The sequence below is a fragment of the Bacillus sp. FSL L8-0199 genome (assembly GCF_038005705.1).
Classification (GTDB): domain Bacteria; phylum Bacillota; class Bacilli; order Bacillales; family Bacillaceae_G; genus Bacillus_A; species Bacillus_A cereus.
This window is the reverse complement of the sequence record NZ_JBBOTS010000001.1, coordinates 2,323,901-2,340,873: the sequence shown is the minus strand read 5'-3', so window position 1 is coordinate 2,340,873 and position 16,973 is coordinate 2,323,901. Positions and strand designations below refer to the sequence as shown.

Sequence of the window (16,973 nt, the reverse complement as noted above, 5' to 3'; positions counted from 1 at the left end):
ATGAAGTTAGTTCGTTTATTTTTGTTCTAACTTCCCCCTCATCACCAAATCCCTATTCGCTAAACCTTTCTATTGCACAAAAAATATCTTTAGGTAGTATCGGAACCTTCCCTTTAAACCTATACCCCATTCTTTCCATCTTCCCACGAACACCTAATGCACTTTTTCCTAACCTCTCTGCAATTACATCGATGCTGTAACCTCGATCATATAAATCCACAATTTGTTTTACTTCTTGCTTTGTATATTTTGTATGATTATCTATACGTACAGGTCTAGATTTAATTTTCAACTCCATTAGTCTACGTTTCACAGATCCCTCAGTACGTTGTAACCGCATTGCAATTTCTGGATATGTGTAACAGTGTGCATTTACTAAGCTTTTAAGCAACAAATCATCGTCTTCGCTCCAGGGTTTTCCACGTTTCTTTTTTGCTACTAGGTCTGCATTACGCTTCTCTGACATCCAGTCTGGTTCAGGACCAAAAATACCTGGTTCAATTCTAGAAAAATCCACCACGTGTTTATATGTTTTTAACCACTTCCATAAATCACGGTAATATACAACTTTTACTTTCTGCTCTGATGAAAACAATTTGAGCTTGATAGGAAATCCGAAACGTTTGCTCCAGCTTTTTATACAGTTATAATCGACACCTATAACCTCAGAAAGCTGTAAAATAGTAATACCGTCAAAATGTAGTCTTGCGTCACCTAAACCTAAGCGTTGCGCTTTTATTTTTACAGCATCTACTGAACGTCCAAATTTTATTGCCATATGCTTGATGCTGTATATTCCCCAATACTGTTCCAAATACGCCACTTCTTCTTTCTTCCATAACGTATATCTTGCCACCATTTCGCCTCCTTTTAGTACCCGGATGCCTGACGATCATGATTGATTTTATTTTTTTCGATATATGCGTTGTAAATTTCAATAGCCGAAAATCCAAGTGCTGCACCTAAGTACGCCAAGTCATTCATCAAGGTCATGTAGTGTGCTGCAGTCCATAATTTGTTTTCATATAAATCGTTAAACACATCGATAATTTCCGTTTTTGTATTTCCTTTGCTATTACGTACTACAAAGGCATCGATATATTTATTCCATTCACGTTCTAATCCAATCGATAAAGCAAAGTGAAGTGCATCAATAAATTCGTCTAATAACGGATTGTAGTACACCTTATCTTCTTCCATCATTTGACCTTTGTTACGTACACCTTTTGTAATCGGCTTGTTATTTTCACTCCAGAACTTATGACCGCGCCACATATGAAGCAATTCACTTAGTTCATCACGAAATGATAATTTCTTTTCTTGAAACAATGGAACGTTTTGTAAACCACGTTTTTCAACAATCTTGTTATCAAGGTCTTTTTGAAGCTGGAATAAATGAATGATGTTCATTGTTTTGCACGCTCCCCTTTTTTAAACAAATCTATAAAACTTCTCACCATTCTCTCTACACTAGCACCAGTTAAGGAATTAACAAAAGGTGCAGTTTCTGCGAATTTTAAAGAGTCCTTTTCAGGTATTCCTGCACAAATCAACTTTTCTTTTACAGCTTCAATAATTTTTACTCTTTTCTCATTCTTATTATTGAATTGCTCTTCTACTGCTTTTACAGCCTCATCCTTATAACAATTGTGCTCTTCCATGTAGTAGTACACTTCTTTCCAGAACTCATTATCATCTTTGAAAACCTTATTACCGTTTAATTGACGCACTATAACTCCTCCTTTACCCAATCGATATAACAGCTCGGTCGTTCTTCTCTTATAATTTTCATCGCTTGTATTTTATTATCTGCGGTGACTAAATCTACCTATGCTTTGTTACCCACAACAAATTTCACAGCATACAAGATACTCATCCTAGTACTACTAAACTTACGATTGTCGCTGCGATCATATAGGAAACTACTAATGCAAGGAATTTCTTTCGTAAACTTTTATTCTTCTCACGTAATTCGTTATTTTCTTTCAATACACGTTTTGCGTAATTATCTTTTACTTTCACCTGAGACTTGTATAAATCAATTTTTAACTGCAAATCACGATTTTCTTGCATCACATCTTTTAACTGTTGCTCTGAACTGTCCAAGTACACTACCGCCTTTCGTGGCTCACCTTTTGCTACTTTTCTTTTTTGCTTACTCATTTCACGTTTTAATCTTTCCATCTTCCGATCACTTTTCCGATTTTCGTACCCCTTTCCTTGCTGTCTACCACCCACAACTGCACTTCCTTTCTACAGCTTTTTATTTTCTTAAATGCTCTAAAAATAGTTCATTAAAATTCTCGTTTTCTAATTCTTCCAATCGCTTCTGTATACGCTCTAAACGTACTGGCCCCAAACCTAACACTTCTTTTACCGCTCGTAATGCTAATGTTCGGCCATCTTTATACGATAAGAGGGATACTTGCTGCACTTCACCTCTATGAAAACTTTGCCGCTCCCTTGTTTTCTTTCTCTCACGTTCATTCGCCCGGCGTTGTTGGCGGTTCAAGGCGTTCATCATCTTCCCTCCATTTTTTAAAGCAACTGCTGAATAGTAATTCTGCGTACGGATCCTGTGGTGCTGGGTCTAACACACCAGTCTTTTTATCTTTTCTTAATGAACTTACTACCCAAACCATGTTGTACGGTTCTCCAGCAATGCTTCCCACAATTCTTGCTGGTTTTACACGTGGTAATACTGTTGCGTGACGCTTTGTAAACATCGATTTACGCGGTCCCTCTCCTCTTCCCACATGCTATTCCTCCCTTTGTTTAAGCCAGGACTCAACACTCATTTTCTCGCCCCATCGATAACCTACACTTCCTTCTGCCTCAATCGGGACTGGAAATCCTGGTACTGGAGGTTGCTCCATAACTTGTTTAATTTGTTTTTCTGCTGCCACTACAATCTCTGGATCATCATCTATTTCAAAAATGATTTCATCGTGAATTTGTGCAATCATATCGACACTACCATGAGCAAGTACACCTTCTTGTTTACCAATAGATTCATAAATTTCATTTTGTACTTTCTTCATAATGTCAGCGGCACTTCCTTGCACTGGTGTATTCGCTGCTTGTCTCTCAGCTGATCCACGATCTCTTCTATTCGCGCTGTTAATACCAGGCAGTAACCTCATATATCCATAAATCGTTTGAACATAACCTTGCTCCCGTGCTTCTAAAACAATCTTGCGTTGATACTCTGGTATGCGTTTGTACGCTGTTTTAACGGCATTCACGATCTGCGCACATTCATCTAATGTTTTACGAATCATGTATTTCGTTTTAAATGTGAACTGTAGAGCGTGTTCCGTACCGCCATAAGAGATTCCGAAGTTTCCTGCCTTTGCATCCGTACGTTCTTTCTTTACAATTTCATCTTCAGGTTTTCCAGTCATTACAGATGCGGTTCTACGGTGCATATCGCCACCTGTGTTAAATAACTCAATCATGACCCCATCGCCTGATTTCCATGCCATTAAGCGAAGCTCGAACCCTGAGAAGTCAATGAAGAATAATATCTTTCCTGGTTTAGGTACAAAGAAGTTTCTTATCTTAAACTCATCATTATCTGGTCTCGGTACGTTTTGTCCGTTCGGATTAAAGCTGTTTAAGCGTCCTGTTTCTGTAAATGGACTGTACCCTGCATGGATCCGTCCACTCATAAAGTTCAAGTACTTTTCACGTCCTATGATGTGCGAAGAAAGTAATGTCGTGTATTTTTGGATTTTCTTCAGCTGATCGATAACCTCCAACGCTTGTTCCTTATAAGGATGTGGTTCACGTTTTGCGATACGAATCGCTCCACGCTCTAACTTATCTAAGGTAGGGTCCTTGTCAGGATCAATACTTTCCCAATTTTCAGGCAACGATATGCTGAGGTACTTTTCTTCATCGATATCGTTTAACTTATTCTCAAGCATAAATGCCATATCGATAAGTGCCTCTTGATCAAGACTCGCACCTGTTTTTCCATACTTTGCTACCGGTATTTTTAAGTAATCAAACATTAAACTTTTTACTTCGTTTGTCTTACCTGATTTACCGGTATTTATATCAACATTGAACGTTTCTTTCGCGATTTGTTTAATACGTTCAGCCGCTTGCTCTTGCATAATTTCTGCTTCTTGTTTCTTTTGCGTTGCAAGGTTTGGATCCCAATTCATCCCCCAATATTCCATAAGGCCGATAACACGTGTGAATGGCATTTCAATCTTATGAAGCCATTCCGCATATCGCGGAATTTGAGCTGCAATTTGAGACCAATATTCGTAATGCTGCACAGCATAATCCGAGTCTTCAGCTGAGTAAAGCAACCCTTCACCTTTACTCGCATCAATTTCGTCAAAGAAATTGACCTTGTATTTCTTTAAAAGGGCTGAAAAGTCGTTCATCGTTACACCAAAAATGTGTTTCGTAGCTGGTTTTAAACCCCATCCGCTTGTAGGTTTTTTCGGGTTATTAATCTTTTGAGGTGCTGCGATCTGTAAACACCGTACCCACATAATCAATGGATCTGCTACTTTTCCTAAAATGTATTTACCGTACTTCGCTGCATATTTCGTTTCAAAAGACAAATTGACCGCAATCTTTAATACCTTTTCATTTTTAAATAGGAATTCATCAAGCAAATCTAGAACTAATTTCCTAGCTTCATCTCTATCCATACTTGGTTCAAATACTTGGCCAACTTTATGTGAGATTGGAACAACTCTTGACTCGTGTGCCGCCGCTGACAGCGATACCGTACAAATTTCACCTTTCCACGGATCCAATGGTGTTTTTAAATACGCTTTTTCTAAGCTCTCACTTCGGCTTTCCGCTTCTTTATCATCGATAATCCCTGTAGTACGTGCTTCTTCTATATCTTCAAACGCCTTTTTATAATGCACTCTAATTTCTTTACTTGCTGCAGTCTCCCAGTCGAATCCTACTTTACCTGTTTGTATACAACGTTCTAAGTATTTCTTTAACTCTGAGACTGTAAGAATCGCTTTATAATCTTTCACTTGCTGCGGTTCCACTTTTGGCCAAACAATATCGAATTGTCCCGGCTTTTTCTTTTTTTCCATTTCAACCGCTAGTTTTGATTCTTTTACCGGTACCTGTTTTTTACTACTTGCTAATGTTTTAGGTCTTCCAAATAAACTTCCGAGTTTCATATTTTCACTTCCAGTCATATTTGTAGTGCTTGTCCATATAATTAGTAGTACTCATCTTGTATATGGTCAAAGAGTCCTTTCTTCATGCAATACGCAATGTATGCATTAAAGCGTGGCGTTTTTCGATAGCCACCACTTGTTAAAAGGATCATCCTCATTTTCGCTAATTGATTTACGATTGCTTTCGCTTCTTCTTTATCGATAGACAGCATCGCCTCAACATCACCAAGTCGTAAATACTTCTGCTGAGCGAACAGTTTGATAAACTCGTAGAATTTCATTTCGCCTGTTAACGTATCGATTTTCTTAAGATCTGCCGTAAACTTCTGGTATCTTTCTTCTGTCATTTCTTCCTCTTTTATTGCTAAACGAGCATAGTAATTTAAGCCGCAACCTGGAGCATTGTATAAAGCTTTTAAATACTCCCCAATAAACTCAACGTGTCCCGGCCAAACTTGAATTCTTTCACCTGATTCATCAACTGAATGTGTAAGTGCTGCAAGCGCTACTGCTAAACGAGCTACTTTATTCCGCTGATCTGAAGGAGAAACAAGTGGTATGTCATTCGCATTTCCATATACTTTCGCAAGGTCTGTCGCAACTTCCAGTACTTTATCAATCGTACCGTCTGTAAATAGCACGTCCTCCGGCTTACGTGACCAAGCATATAAGATGTTATTTTTCAAAGTATCCTTCTGTATAATCGATGGATACGTAGCAAGCGTTTGGTTGTACAACTCAGGATCCACATCACTCGCTCTCATAAAAACTGCAAAGTCAAAACGACGTATATCCTCGTTATTGAAAATATCTTTTAAACTTTCTGCGCCTTGAGAGTAATCAGCGAGTCGTTTCCCTTTCGGTACGTTCCCTGACATGATGGCACGTACTCTACAAGGTGTTTCAGCTGTTACAGCTCGTTTTACTTCCAGCTTTCCGTCAGAACGAGCAAGTGTCATTTCACCATAATCATCTTTCGTAATACCTGTATCTTCATCAATCCAAATCATTTCTTTATCAGCTAACGGCCACGCACCCCAAACGATGTACCATGCACCTTGAGCACCTGACTGTTCCATCTTGTACGTTAGACCTGTACGAGACGTACTTTCTGCATTCACTCGTGTTCCAAGTCCTGCATATTTCATTACTTTTTCAATGAGGGCGGACTTACCAGTACCTGTGTCACCTACTATTTTTAATTCCACCCAACCACGTAACGGATTTAAATCCCACGGTACTTTAAAACGTAAAACACTATGAAGTGTTAGCAATACTGCAAGTAATGTCTCATCACGTTCTACGATGTGTGTTACGTTGTACGTTAAATCGTTACAAATTGCTCCTAGTTTCTGTTCAATTGATTCTGCTGTATAATCTGCTGGCTGAAATGTTGCTAAATCTTCTTTCACTTGTTCATTTAGCTCAAAACTTTCAACCACATCCTGAAGCGGTACCGCACTCTTTACAAGTAGTGTTGACTCCTGATTCTTTGGATGTGGGTATACATAACCTGTTAATTCGTAGTACTTATTCTCACTTACGTTTAGTCCATTTACGGCGTACACTTTTCGTAGTACATAATTCCCTTTATGCTGCTCTTGCTTTTCGTCATCTTCTTCAGCCATCGGGATTACAAGCAACTCTTCAACGTTCATGTTTTCTAAAATATCGGTATTGTATTTCGGACAATTTGGAATGCCTGATATTTCTCGTAAAATGCCTTTTATATTATCGTCACCTACACCTGTCATTTGAATAACTTCCCGATCACTTACGCCCAGGTCTTTATATCCTGTATGTGTATGGATGTCGTATAGAGGGCAATGTACCTTTTTACAACTTTCTCTGCCCCAGCAATGGTACTCAATGTTTTTCGGAATGATGTAAGGCGTATGCTTTTTCCCTGCAACCATGACACGTGTTTTTACAAGCTTTCCAGTAAGATCCGCATTGCCTGTCTCTGCTAAATGAAGTAACTTTGCATTTTCTTCTTCCTCAGCATTCTTCTTAATGCAATGACACATATCACCAGCACAAGCTACACGTTCATAATCTTTGCTTCCTGGTTTCTTTTCGCCATGTAGTGAACGAATAAACGCGCAACCAAATTTGTATGTGTTATCACCGCTGTATACCGCATCGATAACACTTCTCGTATTCGCAACACGTTGTTGCTTACCATACTCGTTATCCTCAGATGTAAATTTAAGCACCCAGTCTTCCAGCTCTTTCATTGTTTCTTCTCTCGTGTAGCCAGCGTCTTTGAAGTAACATGCAAGCTGTACTGTTGCCTGGTTTCGGTCACCGTCTTTTTTCCATCCACCATTTAAAATATCAACTACACATGCCGGTGGTTTATCTTTCTTAAACTGGAATTCTTCTTTCGCATACTTACGAGCACTCGTTGCTGCAGCTTGTTCATATTCTTCTGTCTTATTTATTAGTAAATACCCTGTACGAGGTCTGTATTTCATTGCCTTTTTACGTTCTTCTGCCGTATAAAGCAGATCGTCAGCATGTCTTGGTGATTTCGCTAAATCTTTAATTTCTTCCAGTGTTAATTTGTTTAACTCATTTACACTAATTTCTGTTTTAAATAGGTTTGTTTTTTGATGCATACTGTTCGGTAAACGAATCATCCGCTTTTCTGTATACACCACAAGGTCTAGTGACGTGAGTCCTAGTCTATGTACTAAGTACCCAGCCATATGTTTGAAGATTTTATGAAGGTCGTTTCTCGGTTCAATACCGAGCGCATCGGAGCTTATTAAGATGTGGAACCCTTTTGATCCAGAAAAGTAAATCCACATATCCGATTCACGAATGTCCATTTCTTTCGTAAAAAATTCCACCAGCTTTATTGCATCCTTTTGGCTGACTGATGGGTCTTCCGCATGGTCAAGGTCAAAATATAGGGGAGCAATAAATGCCTCCCCCTTTACTTTTGTGTCGTTCGCAAATCGTTGAACTGTAGCAAAACAATTGAAATTGAATGCCTCTCCCGTTTGGAATTGCTTCACTTCAGAGGAAGGGATTCGTTTCCACGGAATGCTTCTACCGTTCTGATTGCTGTACCATGCGTCTACATATTGATACTCACTTGTTTTGTCTTTCTTTTTTGCCATTTGTAGACGCCCTCCTTAATTATTCTGAAGCTTTTTCTGCTTGTTCTGTTTCTTCTACGTTAATTCCGTAATCTTCTGGTTTAAATACACCTACAGGCTGGAAGTCGATACCAATCCATTGATTACTAGCATTTGTACGGCTCTTTCTTTCAGCTGTTACAAGACGTGTAACAATTCTGTTTACCCCAAGTTTTGACGGGATTTCTAAAGCTTTATATTTCCCTGTGTATACATTCATCGCAAAACGACCGAAAATGATTGTGTCTGTTGGGCTGAAGCTCATTAAGTAGATACGTGGGAAATCGTCAGGACTTAACGTTGATACTGGTACCACTGATGCCATATAACGAAGCTGAATAGCGTCTAACTCGTATCTTTCTTGTGCTTGCGGGTTCTCAGCTAGCCACTGATTTAACACTATCTCTGCTTCTTCTTTTGTTCTCTCAGCTACAATTAATTGTCCAGCCTCCGGTGATTCTTCTAATCCCCATACAGACCAACGTTGCTCACCGTATCCAATTACTACATCAATATTGTCACCATACGATACATTCTCATCGTCTTTCTCAATAAAGTTACCTTTCTTGGTAACTGTTAACCACTCGCCCATACGGACGAAATCCATATCGAGACCGTTATTCGCTTCAACAAACCCTTGCTTTGTTTCTTCTAAAATAGCTGTTATATAATTGCTTCCATCGTTTCTTTTCGCCACCGCGTTATTTTGTACCACTACTTCATTTTGATTTGTCTCTTGTGTCATTATTTTTTCCTCCTGCGCCCTTGTAGGCCATGTTTTTTCCATGCTTTTCGTTTTGCTTGGCTTTTCTTTTTTCGATAGGTTACTTGTCTTCTACGTTTCGCGCGTTTCGTTTCAAGTCGTTGAACCTCTGCTAAAAATGGTTGTGCTTCCCTTACTGTCGCTATTAACCCCTCACCAATACCTTGAACTACAGTCTTCATAGCATTCCAAACTTTACTAGCTGTATCTACAATTACCTGGAATGTTTTCTCTGCCTGTTCTTTATCTACTGGATCCACTTACTTCACCTCTTTCGCTGAAGCAATCAATTCTGTAATTTCATAAAGTGCACCTACATATTCGTACTTACCCATCGTTATCACCCCTTTCACCAAGGCATATCATTTAAGAAACTGGCTACTGTATCACGTTCTGTTTTCGGCTTTCTCGGTACCGTCAATCCAATTCGGCTGTATACCTTCCTACGGCTGTGATATTGGTCCTTAAATACTCCAACATTGTAGTCAACGTAATCGAACCAGTATGCCTCTTTATCCGGATTGTTTCGATCAGGACGCATAATACGTCCAATTTCTTGCTCTACCGATGAGCCGCTATTGCTCTCCCGTGAATCACCACGTTTCGGCATTACCATGTGACCAACTGCTAAATGCTGCATGTCCAGTCCTTCACGAGCTAACTGAGTAGCAAATAAAATGTCTACTTCTTTTCGGTCGCAAGCCTCTAAAATGTCTTTACGTTGCTGCTTTGTCACTTGCCATTCGCGAATTTCTTTTTCTGAATACTGAGCAACCTTTACCTGCCAACCGTACTTACCTTGCTTTTTATCTACCGCATGACCACTATTGATAAGCTGTTGTGCATGTTTTTCGCTTTTTGCTTTTCTCCAGGTATAACGACTAATACCTCCGTGTACTACAGCGGTTCTAACATCGATACTGAATCTTGCTTTTGCCATTCGTTTTACGAGTTCTTCAAGTACGAAACAGTAACGAACTGATTCTGTTATAACAATGGATGGCCCTAAACTTGCAGACTCAACAATATTCTCAGCAACTAACTTCGCACGCTTTTTATCGGAAATGAGGTGCCTTATTAGATCTGTGTAATCAAGATCTTCTCCACCAGCATCCACACTATTAATCTCGTTACGGTTACTTGCCGTCTCGTAATTGAACTCGGTATATACGAATTTCACTGTCGGTTTTACCAGTCTCCCAGCTTCATACATTCCGTCTCTGCTAATCTCATACACTTTTGGACCTACACCGTTGTACATATAGATTTCTAATCCATCTTTTCGGGAAGGTGTTGCGGTGAGACCGATCACATTTTCAGCTGTTAACTTCCCAGCTGTTTCAATGAATTGTATTGCCGGAAAGTGATGGACTTCATCCACTACTACCGTCCCGATAAAATCATTTAGTGCATCGATTATTTGTGGATTTCGCTGCAAGGTTTGTACTGTAGCAACAATTAGTTTACCGTCTCCCCAATCATGTACACCGTCACCGAAAAAGCCGATACGACCGATACCAGGCATTGTAGCCTTAGCTCGCTTTGCGGATTGATACATTAAGTCTTTTGTATGCGTAAGCCATAATGCTGCTTTACCCTTTTCGTAAATGTAGCGCATGCCCATTACGGTTTTACCTGAACCAGCCGGTGCTACACCTATTCCGTTTTCTTGCATAAGTGCTTCAACCATCGGTGTCTGATCCTCTTTTAATACAAACCCGTCATTCCATTCCCCGAAACTAACATCTCGGCCATATGAAATCTGTGAGGTAATAACTTTACTTGGGTCGTAGCCTAAGTTTTTCAGTACCTCTTCCAGCTTTGACAAGAACCCTCGAGGCGTAACAATATCGCCTCTGTCATATACAAACAATTCAAGTTTTGCTTGTACGCCCCATGTTGGTCTACGTTGTTTTTTTGCTTTCAAATACGCTGGATTATCAAATGTTAGCGCCTTAGTAATTGCTGCCTTAAGAGGTGTACTAGCACCTCTTATTCGGATGTTGTGTTTTACAAAGATTTGTAGCAAGTGAGCACCCCCGATAGATCGTAAGAAGGTTCGTGGTATGTAAGTCTTGGAAGTGGTACACAGGGAACCGTCTGACTTTGAAATTCTTCAAGTTTTATATGGTTCACGTTTCGTTTTTTCATATGGATAAGAGCTGTAATAAGTCTGAATGCGTAAGCCTCGTCGAGCCTCTTGCTTTCGTTTAGAAAACTTATAAACACTAAACCTAAATTCTTTTCAATAATTTGATCAAAGTCTCGTAAACCGATAATCTGATTCGGTCTCATATAATCTAGTGAAAATCTACGACTCTCTGTACGTTTCATTTCCGCTAATATATTTACTTCAGATGTTAGTACAATCTCATCGCCTGGACGGGTTGCACCTGCACCATCAGCTATTCTCATGCGCCATACATTCGGAACATGCCTCCAGCTTCTTCTGATTTCAGCTTGGAAGTCATCTCCACGTTGTTGACGTTCACGCTGTTTATTCCTCATCGCTGTTTGTTTTGGATCCATAGCAACCTCCTACGCCAAAAACTTCAATAGATTTGCTTGTACGTAAGCTTTTGCCTTTACAAGATCAGCTGATTCTTTTGCTGTTTCCCAAGCATCTTTCGCTGCAGATAGACCAATATCTATTGCATTTAATTCCGCCTCAACGGTAGATAGTTCTTCTCTTTCACTCTTTGAATATTGACGGCGATAAGCATCACGCATTTTATCATTTCCTAAAATAACTTTCTGATTATCAATAATTACATATTGGCTTTTACCTTCATGCTGTATTGCCATAAAAGCTTCAGCTTCTTTTAACTTGACCTGTGTATCAAGTTTAGTTTTTTGTTTTAGTAACTTAATTTTTTCACCGTAAGCTTCTTCACGCGCCTTACCTTTTTCAAGAACATCCTGTACTGCAGCATCGATTTGTTGTAAGGATGCTTGTAACTCAAGTGGATCTAATACTCGAACGTAGTCAGTCGGTACTTTCTTGCCTAAAATTTCGGTTGCGGCAGCAAGTAACTTTTCTTTCCCATGGACTTCTTGTAGGCTACGAATTTGATTATTTAATTCAGTCATTTATTGAAACCTCCCCAGGATTTGTACAACGTATCGGTCGAACCAATTTTTCAATTGATACTTTTTCTTTTAAAACCTGGTCAATACTGATTTCTACAATTTCGATATCTAAAGCCCACTTAGGTGTGTAGCCAGCAACCTTTAACTTTAGGGGAGTAAAACCAACTACAATACCGTTCCAATTTGTTTTACAGTCTTTCTCTTTTTTACTAGAAATACACAATTGCACCGGTGTGCCTTCACCTAATTCGTTTTCATCAAATTGCGGTTTAGTAACAATCACGCTCGTAACCCCTCCTTCGCTTCTGCGATTTTCGTTAACGCTATTTCTACTACATCAGGATTAATACTTTCTGTCTCAGCAATACTCTCAACAATCGTATTAATATCGACTAGCACATCTTCTCCTGTTTCCGTTTGAATTAATGAAGCGAACTCCTCCATGGCGTAGGCACGTTTCTTTTCTGCTTCAATACGACTTCGGTCAAGTACTTCTTCACCAGGTTTTGCACTTTGAAGTGGAATCCGTTCTAAGTCAAAAACTCCTGGTGATTTTACATCAATAAGAAGTACTTGTATCGGTCTATTAATCTCAGCTTCTGAAGCCGATAAACGTGTGATACTACCGATATTCGCAAATACTTTTCCATCCGAACGATTATAAATACCGAAACCTGTATGGTCATGTCCACACAAAACCAAATCCGCATCTGTTTTTACATCTTGCACTTTTGTATACCGATCAAAAGGTGGATCATGGTCAAGTAACATACCGTGAGCTACATGTATTTTAGTTAACTCATAATCTTCAGTAACTTCTGGTGAATAACCATAACCAGCTTTATCAATTTGATCACTGTACGGTGTAAATGTTAACTGGACGTGATTACCGTCTTGGTGAAACATATGCGCTTGTCCAGGATCATTAATGACTGTAAGCTGCGGGACGATTAACTCCAGTACTCTAAGGCTTGTTCGTTCATACGTTGCAAGATTGTACCCGTAAATATCATGATTACCGGCTGTCGTATAGATCGGAACTGGACTTTCTTTCAGTACCTTTGCAAACTCTAGTAACACACTTGTCGTAACCTCAGGTCTATCAAACGTATCTCCAGGTTGAATAATTGCTGTCACACCTTTATATTTAGCTAAAGCAAAAATCTCACGTAATTTTGCAATTAATGACTCTTTGTAGTTATCCTTACGGTTACGAGGATTGGTACCTCTTATATGTGGATCACCGAAATATAGAAACTTCATACTCTCACCTCTGCTTTTTCGTGCTCTTCGTAACGTCGTATCTAAGGTAATACCGCCATCAACAATACGGTGCATTAGTGAAGGTTGCTTGATTCTTTTTCTTCTATAACTTCTTTTGTAATTTCACCTGTTCCAAGATCTATTGATACATCGTCATCTTCTTTAATACCTAAAGCATTTTGAATTTCTATACAAGCAGTGTCATGACGTTCAAAAACTGGTTTTAATAGTTCCTCAGTTCGTTTTACATACTTTTCACGAATAGGAGCAATCTCAGCTTTATATTCAGCTTGCAGCTGTTTTTTAATAGCTTTCTCCGCTTCATCCGCAGCTTGTAATTTTTTTAACTGAGCTTCCGTTGCTTTCCCGATAACTTCCTCAGTAATTTTTAAACCTGCAGCGTTAGCTAATGCACCTTTTAATGCATTTTTAATTTCGCATTTCATACACATATCCATATCTCCCTTTCTATAAAGCAGTTACTACGCTTTTTCCTTGTTTTTGAGTCACACCAAGTGCTACGTCACCTATCTCAGCCAAGTGAGTACTGTGCGTAATTAAAATGATTTGACGTTTAAATTTTGTACTGTATTCCTTCAAGAAGTACGCCACGTTCGGAGCATATTCTTGACTCACGTGCTTTCCAACCTCATCTAAGAATAATGGGCCTCTTACACCACTAATCTCCCCTACGGCCAATCTGAGCGCTAGACTAACTACGTCCGCTACACCACCGCCGCGATCATAATCAGGTGGCTTTAATTGCGTTCTTACATCTTCAGACTGTAACCAATACTCTGCTACTGGTTGATTACCTTTTACGGCAATTTCAATTTCGAATCTGTAGTCTTTATCGAAAACAACTGTAAGAGCTGACGTAACAATTTCTTCTATACGACGTTTTGCTTGCTGCCTTGCATAATCACTTGTCTTTTGAAGAAGAATTTGTACTAAATCAAACTCCCCAAGTTGCTCCTCAGCTTTTGCTTTTCTTGCTTCTGCGCTTTTTTGTTGCTTAACTAACAAATCACGTTGACCGATTTTCATTTTCAATTTATCGCTTGCCTGACGGATATCCGCTCTTGCTTTTAGAAGCTCGCACATAAAAATAGCCTCCTTATACCTGCGGGATGAGTCGTTCTACATGCTCCAGGTTTTCTTTAACTGATGTATCAAGCTTATTGATTTCTTCCTGGATCGTTTCGGGCGTTACCCCGTACTGCGCCATTTGTTCAGCGATTTCCGTTAATTGCTTTTCAGCTGAAGACTTTTCCGCCTCTGCTTGGATTTTTGCTGTTTCTGCTTTCTTTAAATTTGCTTTTGCAATTTCAATACGTTGTTTTAATTCCATTACTCATTTCCCCCTTCAAGTTGTTTTGATAGTAAATTTTGTAGCTCTGATTCAAGAAACTTCTTTTGATCTCTTAAGCAGGCCAACACAGTTGGTCGGATAGCAAAATCAATAGTTTTTTCTCCTATACTTTCTGATTCACTCACTAATAAATTCTCATTAAATTTTTTATGAAATAGTGAGACTTTTAAAACATTAGATGTATCGTCAAAAGCTTCAATAATCTCATTAATTTCCATTAATGAATTATTCAGCCTCTCAGCTGTTTGTAAAAAATCGCTCATTTTTTCTGTATCAATCACCACTAATCACCTCTCAATGAGAATGTTCAAAAGACATCGGCGATTCGCATAGCGGACAAACTCCACCAGCCTCGTTCCATGTCTCTTCCAATTCCTTTGTGTAATTTTCAATGTGCTTTTCATATAGTTCCAATGTGCTTGTACTATGACGTACTCTTTGATGCCAGATCATATAGTTTCGTAACAACTCTTTTAATTCAGCTAAATGAGTGACATTGTTCTCAGCATTTGCAATCTGTATTACCACTTCTCTCGGAACATTTAAATGTTCCGCACGACTTGTCCAGCTCATATAATAATTGTGTATATTCTGGTATTTTTGTAAGAGCACACTTATTTGACTTAGTTGTGTAATACTTGTTTCGCATTCTTGTAGTTGATCTGACGCATTACCAGGTACAGATAATCTTTCTACATCCTTACTTGTTTTTTCGTAGCCTTGTTTAACCACGCTATGTTGTACATAGAGTTTCTTTAACTCAACCGTTTTCTTTACTTCCTCTTCAATCACAGCTACATTAATGTTTTCAATTACAGTTAACCTCTCGACCTGTAATTGAGCTTCTTGTAATACTTGACTATACTTCTTATAGTTTTGTGATAAGATAGAAAGCAAAGAATATATTTCTTCGGATTTAGTAGAATCTTGTAATAAGTTACTTACTTCTACTAATCCATCAAATTGTTTTAATGTTTCAGTCAATGTCTTCTTGGCGGTGGACAGTGACTCGTATCTTTTTTGTAAGTCCAGTAGTGTTTGCAGACGCTGCTGGTCTTTTTCTGTTTCTTCAAATATTTGTATAAGAACCGGCACTTTTGAGAGTCTCTCATCCTCAACAAACGCTACACGGAATTTTTCAAACGCTATCTGTTGTTGAGTTTGTAGTTGCTGCAGTACCTCTTTCTTTTTATGCAATTCTTCTGCATGTTCCATCAAACTTTCAGCTGTTTTTAATTGCTGTACTTTATCATCCACATCCAAGTACTCGAGTAAGTTACCTGCTAATCTCTCAATTTCTTTTTCAGCTAGTAACCTCTCTTGCCTTGCTGCGTATGTATCTTTTGAAACACTTTTTACCGCGAGATCGACAGCTTCTGTTCCTGCTAGCTTACCTAGAACTTTCGCACCCGATGATGGTGTCTCACTTATTAAGAAAGGTGCTTCAAGCTGAAATGCAAAGTTTAAAGCAGTAACAAAATCCCCAAATGTTTGCTTTGTGATACCGAGCAATTGTTTTACTTCTTCCGGTACCTCTGACTTCTCAAATACACTCCCCGCATCTCCAGGATCCGTTTGGATTCTGTACGATGTTTTTCCTTTTCTACGGTGCTTTGAAATAATAATGCCGTTATCCATGTGAATCGCTACAGTAGCCTGTCCAACTGATTCGTTTACAAAAGCCTCACCTTGAGGTTCGTTAAATGCTACCCAGCGAACCGCTCGTATTATGGATGTTTTACCACTATCAGATGGTCCAGTAATTACATTTAGCCCATTTCCTAAATTGAAATGACTATTCGTATGTGATTGGAAACCTTCCACGAAAATCTCGTTAATGTTGGCCAACACGTCCACTCCTTTCTGTTAGCTTTAACATGATGTTTACCGCTTGTTCTTCTGAGCCATTCTTGAAGTAATTTTTACTTTCGCAACATACAGCTTTTACGTCTTTTGCTTTTACTAACCGAGTCGCATAAGTCACGTACCGTTGCATGTGTATCACCTCCTTTCAATAATTTAACTTGCCTTTACTTCTGTTTTTTTCTTTCTTGTGACCGTTACTTTAACACCTAAATATTTTTCGTAAACTTCTTGAAATAGAACTTCCTTTTTCTCTGTACCGTAGTACTCGTTACGGATGTATAAGCCGGATGTCTTTTTCCCCACAC

22 protein-coding genes are annotated in these 16,973 nt (G+C 39.0%); all 22 read right to left on the bottom strand.

Annotated elements, in window-relative coordinates:
* Window positions 1–52: 52 nt before the first annotated feature.
* Window positions 53–859, bottom strand: coding sequence for a hypothetical protein (locus NST86_RS12210; protein ID WP_340933828.1), 807 nt, complete (start codon window positions 857–859; stop codon window positions 53–55).
* Between the two features lie 11 nt (window positions 860–870).
* Window positions 871–1,410 carry a dUTP diphosphatase gene (locus NST86_RS12205; RefSeq protein ID WP_340933826.1) on the bottom strand — a complete coding sequence of 180 codons (540 nt, stop codon included), beginning with the start codon at window positions 1,408–1,410 and terminating at the stop codon, window positions 871–873.
* Complete coding sequence (locus tag NST86_RS12200) at window positions 1,407–1,730, bottom strand: hypothetical protein (RefSeq protein ID WP_340933824.1); 324 nt, start codon at window positions 1,728–1,730, stop codon at window positions 1,407–1,409. Before NST86_RS12200 ends, NST86_RS12205 begins: the two co-directional genes overlap by 4 nt.
* A 142-nt stretch (window positions 1,731–1,872) precedes the next feature.
* Complete coding sequence (locus NST86_RS12195; protein WP_131251731.1) at window positions 1,873–2,238, bottom strand: hypothetical protein; 366 nt, start codon at window positions 2,236–2,238, stop codon at window positions 1,873–1,875.
* A 25-nt stretch (window positions 2,239–2,263) separates the two neighbouring features.
* Window positions 2,264–2,521: a hypothetical protein gene (locus tag NST86_RS12190; RefSeq protein ID WP_033795564.1), complete on the bottom strand. Its 258-nt coding sequence runs from the start codon at window positions 2,519–2,521 to the stop codon at window positions 2,264–2,266.
* A complete protein-coding gene (locus NST86_RS12185) occupies window positions 2,484–2,756 on the bottom strand; it encodes a hypothetical protein (protein WP_340933821.1) in 273 nt (90 codons plus the stop codon). The genes NST86_RS12190 and NST86_RS12185 overlap by 38 nt, the downstream gene beginning before the upstream one ends.
* 3 nt (window positions 2,757–2,759) lie before the next feature.
* The gene (locus NST86_RS12180; RefSeq protein WP_340933818.1) at window positions 2,760–5,186 is read right to left on the bottom strand and encodes a bifunctional 3'-5' exonuclease/DNA polymerase; all 2,427 of its coding nucleotides are present in this window, start codon (window positions 5,184–5,186) and stop codon (window positions 2,760–2,762) included.
* 23 nt (window positions 5,187–5,209) lie between these two features.
* Entirely contained in the window at window positions 5,210–8,296 is a 3,087-nt protein-coding gene (locus NST86_RS12175; RefSeq protein WP_340933815.1) for a DNA primase small subunit domain-containing protein, read from the bottom strand.
* 19 nt (window positions 8,297–8,315) lie between these two features.
* The gene (locus tag NST86_RS12170) at window positions 8,316–9,059 is read right to left on the bottom strand and encodes a hypothetical protein (protein ID WP_340933814.1); all 744 of its coding nucleotides are present in this window, start codon (window positions 9,057–9,059) and stop codon (window positions 8,316–8,318) included.
* Window positions 9,059–9,337, bottom strand: coding sequence for a hypothetical protein (locus NST86_RS12165; protein WP_340933812.1), 279 nt, complete (start codon window positions 9,335–9,337; stop codon window positions 9,059–9,061). The genes NST86_RS12170 and NST86_RS12165 overlap by 1 nt, the downstream gene beginning before the upstream one ends.
* Before the next feature lie 89 nt (window positions 9,338–9,426).
* Window positions 9,427–11,004 (bottom strand): DEAD/DEAH box helicase, encoded by a 1,578-nt coding sequence (locus tag NST86_RS12160; RefSeq protein ID WP_340934841.1) that lies wholly within the window; start codon window positions 11,002–11,004, stop codon window positions 9,427–9,429.
* 83 nt (window positions 11,005–11,087) lie between these two features.
* Window positions 11,088–11,606 carry a hypothetical protein gene (locus tag NST86_RS12155; RefSeq protein WP_340933809.1) on the bottom strand — a complete coding sequence of 173 codons (519 nt, stop codon included), beginning with the start codon at window positions 11,604–11,606 and terminating at the stop codon, window positions 11,088–11,090.
* A 9-nt stretch (window positions 11,607–11,615) separates the two neighbouring features.
* Complete coding sequence (locus NST86_RS12150) at window positions 11,616–12,167, bottom strand: hypothetical protein (protein ID WP_340933806.1); 552 nt, start codon at window positions 12,165–12,167, stop codon at window positions 11,616–11,618.
* Window positions 12,160–12,450 carry a hypothetical protein gene (locus tag NST86_RS12145; RefSeq protein WP_340933803.1) on the bottom strand — a complete coding sequence of 97 codons (291 nt, stop codon included), beginning with the start codon at window positions 12,448–12,450 and terminating at the stop codon, window positions 12,160–12,162. The genes NST86_RS12150 and NST86_RS12145 overlap by 8 nt, the downstream gene beginning before the upstream one ends.
* Entirely contained in the window at window positions 12,447–13,505 is a 1,059-nt protein-coding gene (locus NST86_RS12140) for a metallophosphoesterase family protein (protein WP_340933802.1), read from the bottom strand. Before NST86_RS12140 ends, NST86_RS12145 begins: the two co-directional genes overlap by 4 nt.
* Window positions 13,505–13,882: a hypothetical protein gene (locus NST86_RS12135; RefSeq protein WP_340933800.1), complete on the bottom strand. Its 378-nt coding sequence runs from the start codon at window positions 13,880–13,882 to the stop codon at window positions 13,505–13,507. The genes NST86_RS12140 and NST86_RS12135 overlap by 1 nt, the downstream gene beginning before the upstream one ends.
* Window positions 13,883–13,898: 16 nt before the next feature.
* Window positions 13,899–14,534, bottom strand: coding sequence for a chromosome partitioning protein ParA (locus tag NST86_RS12130; RefSeq protein WP_340933799.1), 636 nt, complete (start codon window positions 14,532–14,534; stop codon window positions 13,899–13,901).
* A gap of 13 nt (window positions 14,535–14,547) precedes the next feature.
* Entirely contained in the window at window positions 14,548–14,781 is a 234-nt protein-coding gene (locus NST86_RS12125; RefSeq protein WP_000421150.1) for a hypothetical protein, read from the bottom strand.
* The gene (locus NST86_RS12120) at window positions 14,781–15,083 is read right to left on the bottom strand and encodes a hypothetical protein (protein ID WP_098506996.1); all 303 of its coding nucleotides are present in this window, start codon (window positions 15,081–15,083) and stop codon (window positions 14,781–14,783) included. The genes NST86_RS12125 and NST86_RS12120 overlap by 1 nt, the downstream gene beginning before the upstream one ends.
* Window positions 15,084–15,096: 13 nt before the next feature.
* The gene (locus NST86_RS12115) at window positions 15,097–16,653 is read right to left on the bottom strand and encodes an AAA family ATPase (RefSeq protein WP_340933795.1); all 1,557 of its coding nucleotides are present in this window, start codon (window positions 16,651–16,653) and stop codon (window positions 15,097–15,099) included.
* Complete coding sequence (locus tag NST86_RS12110) at window positions 16,637–16,798, bottom strand: hypothetical protein (protein WP_172452005.1); 162 nt, start codon at window positions 16,796–16,798, stop codon at window positions 16,637–16,639. The genes NST86_RS12115 and NST86_RS12110 overlap by 17 nt, the downstream gene beginning before the upstream one ends.
* A gap of 23 nt (window positions 16,799–16,821) precedes the next feature.
* The gene (locus tag NST86_RS12105; RefSeq protein ID WP_170962309.1) at window positions 16,822–16,971 is read right to left on the bottom strand and encodes a hypothetical protein; all 150 of its coding nucleotides are present in this window, start codon (window positions 16,969–16,971) and stop codon (window positions 16,822–16,824) included.
* Between the last annotated feature and the right edge of the window lie 2 nt (window positions 16,972–16,973).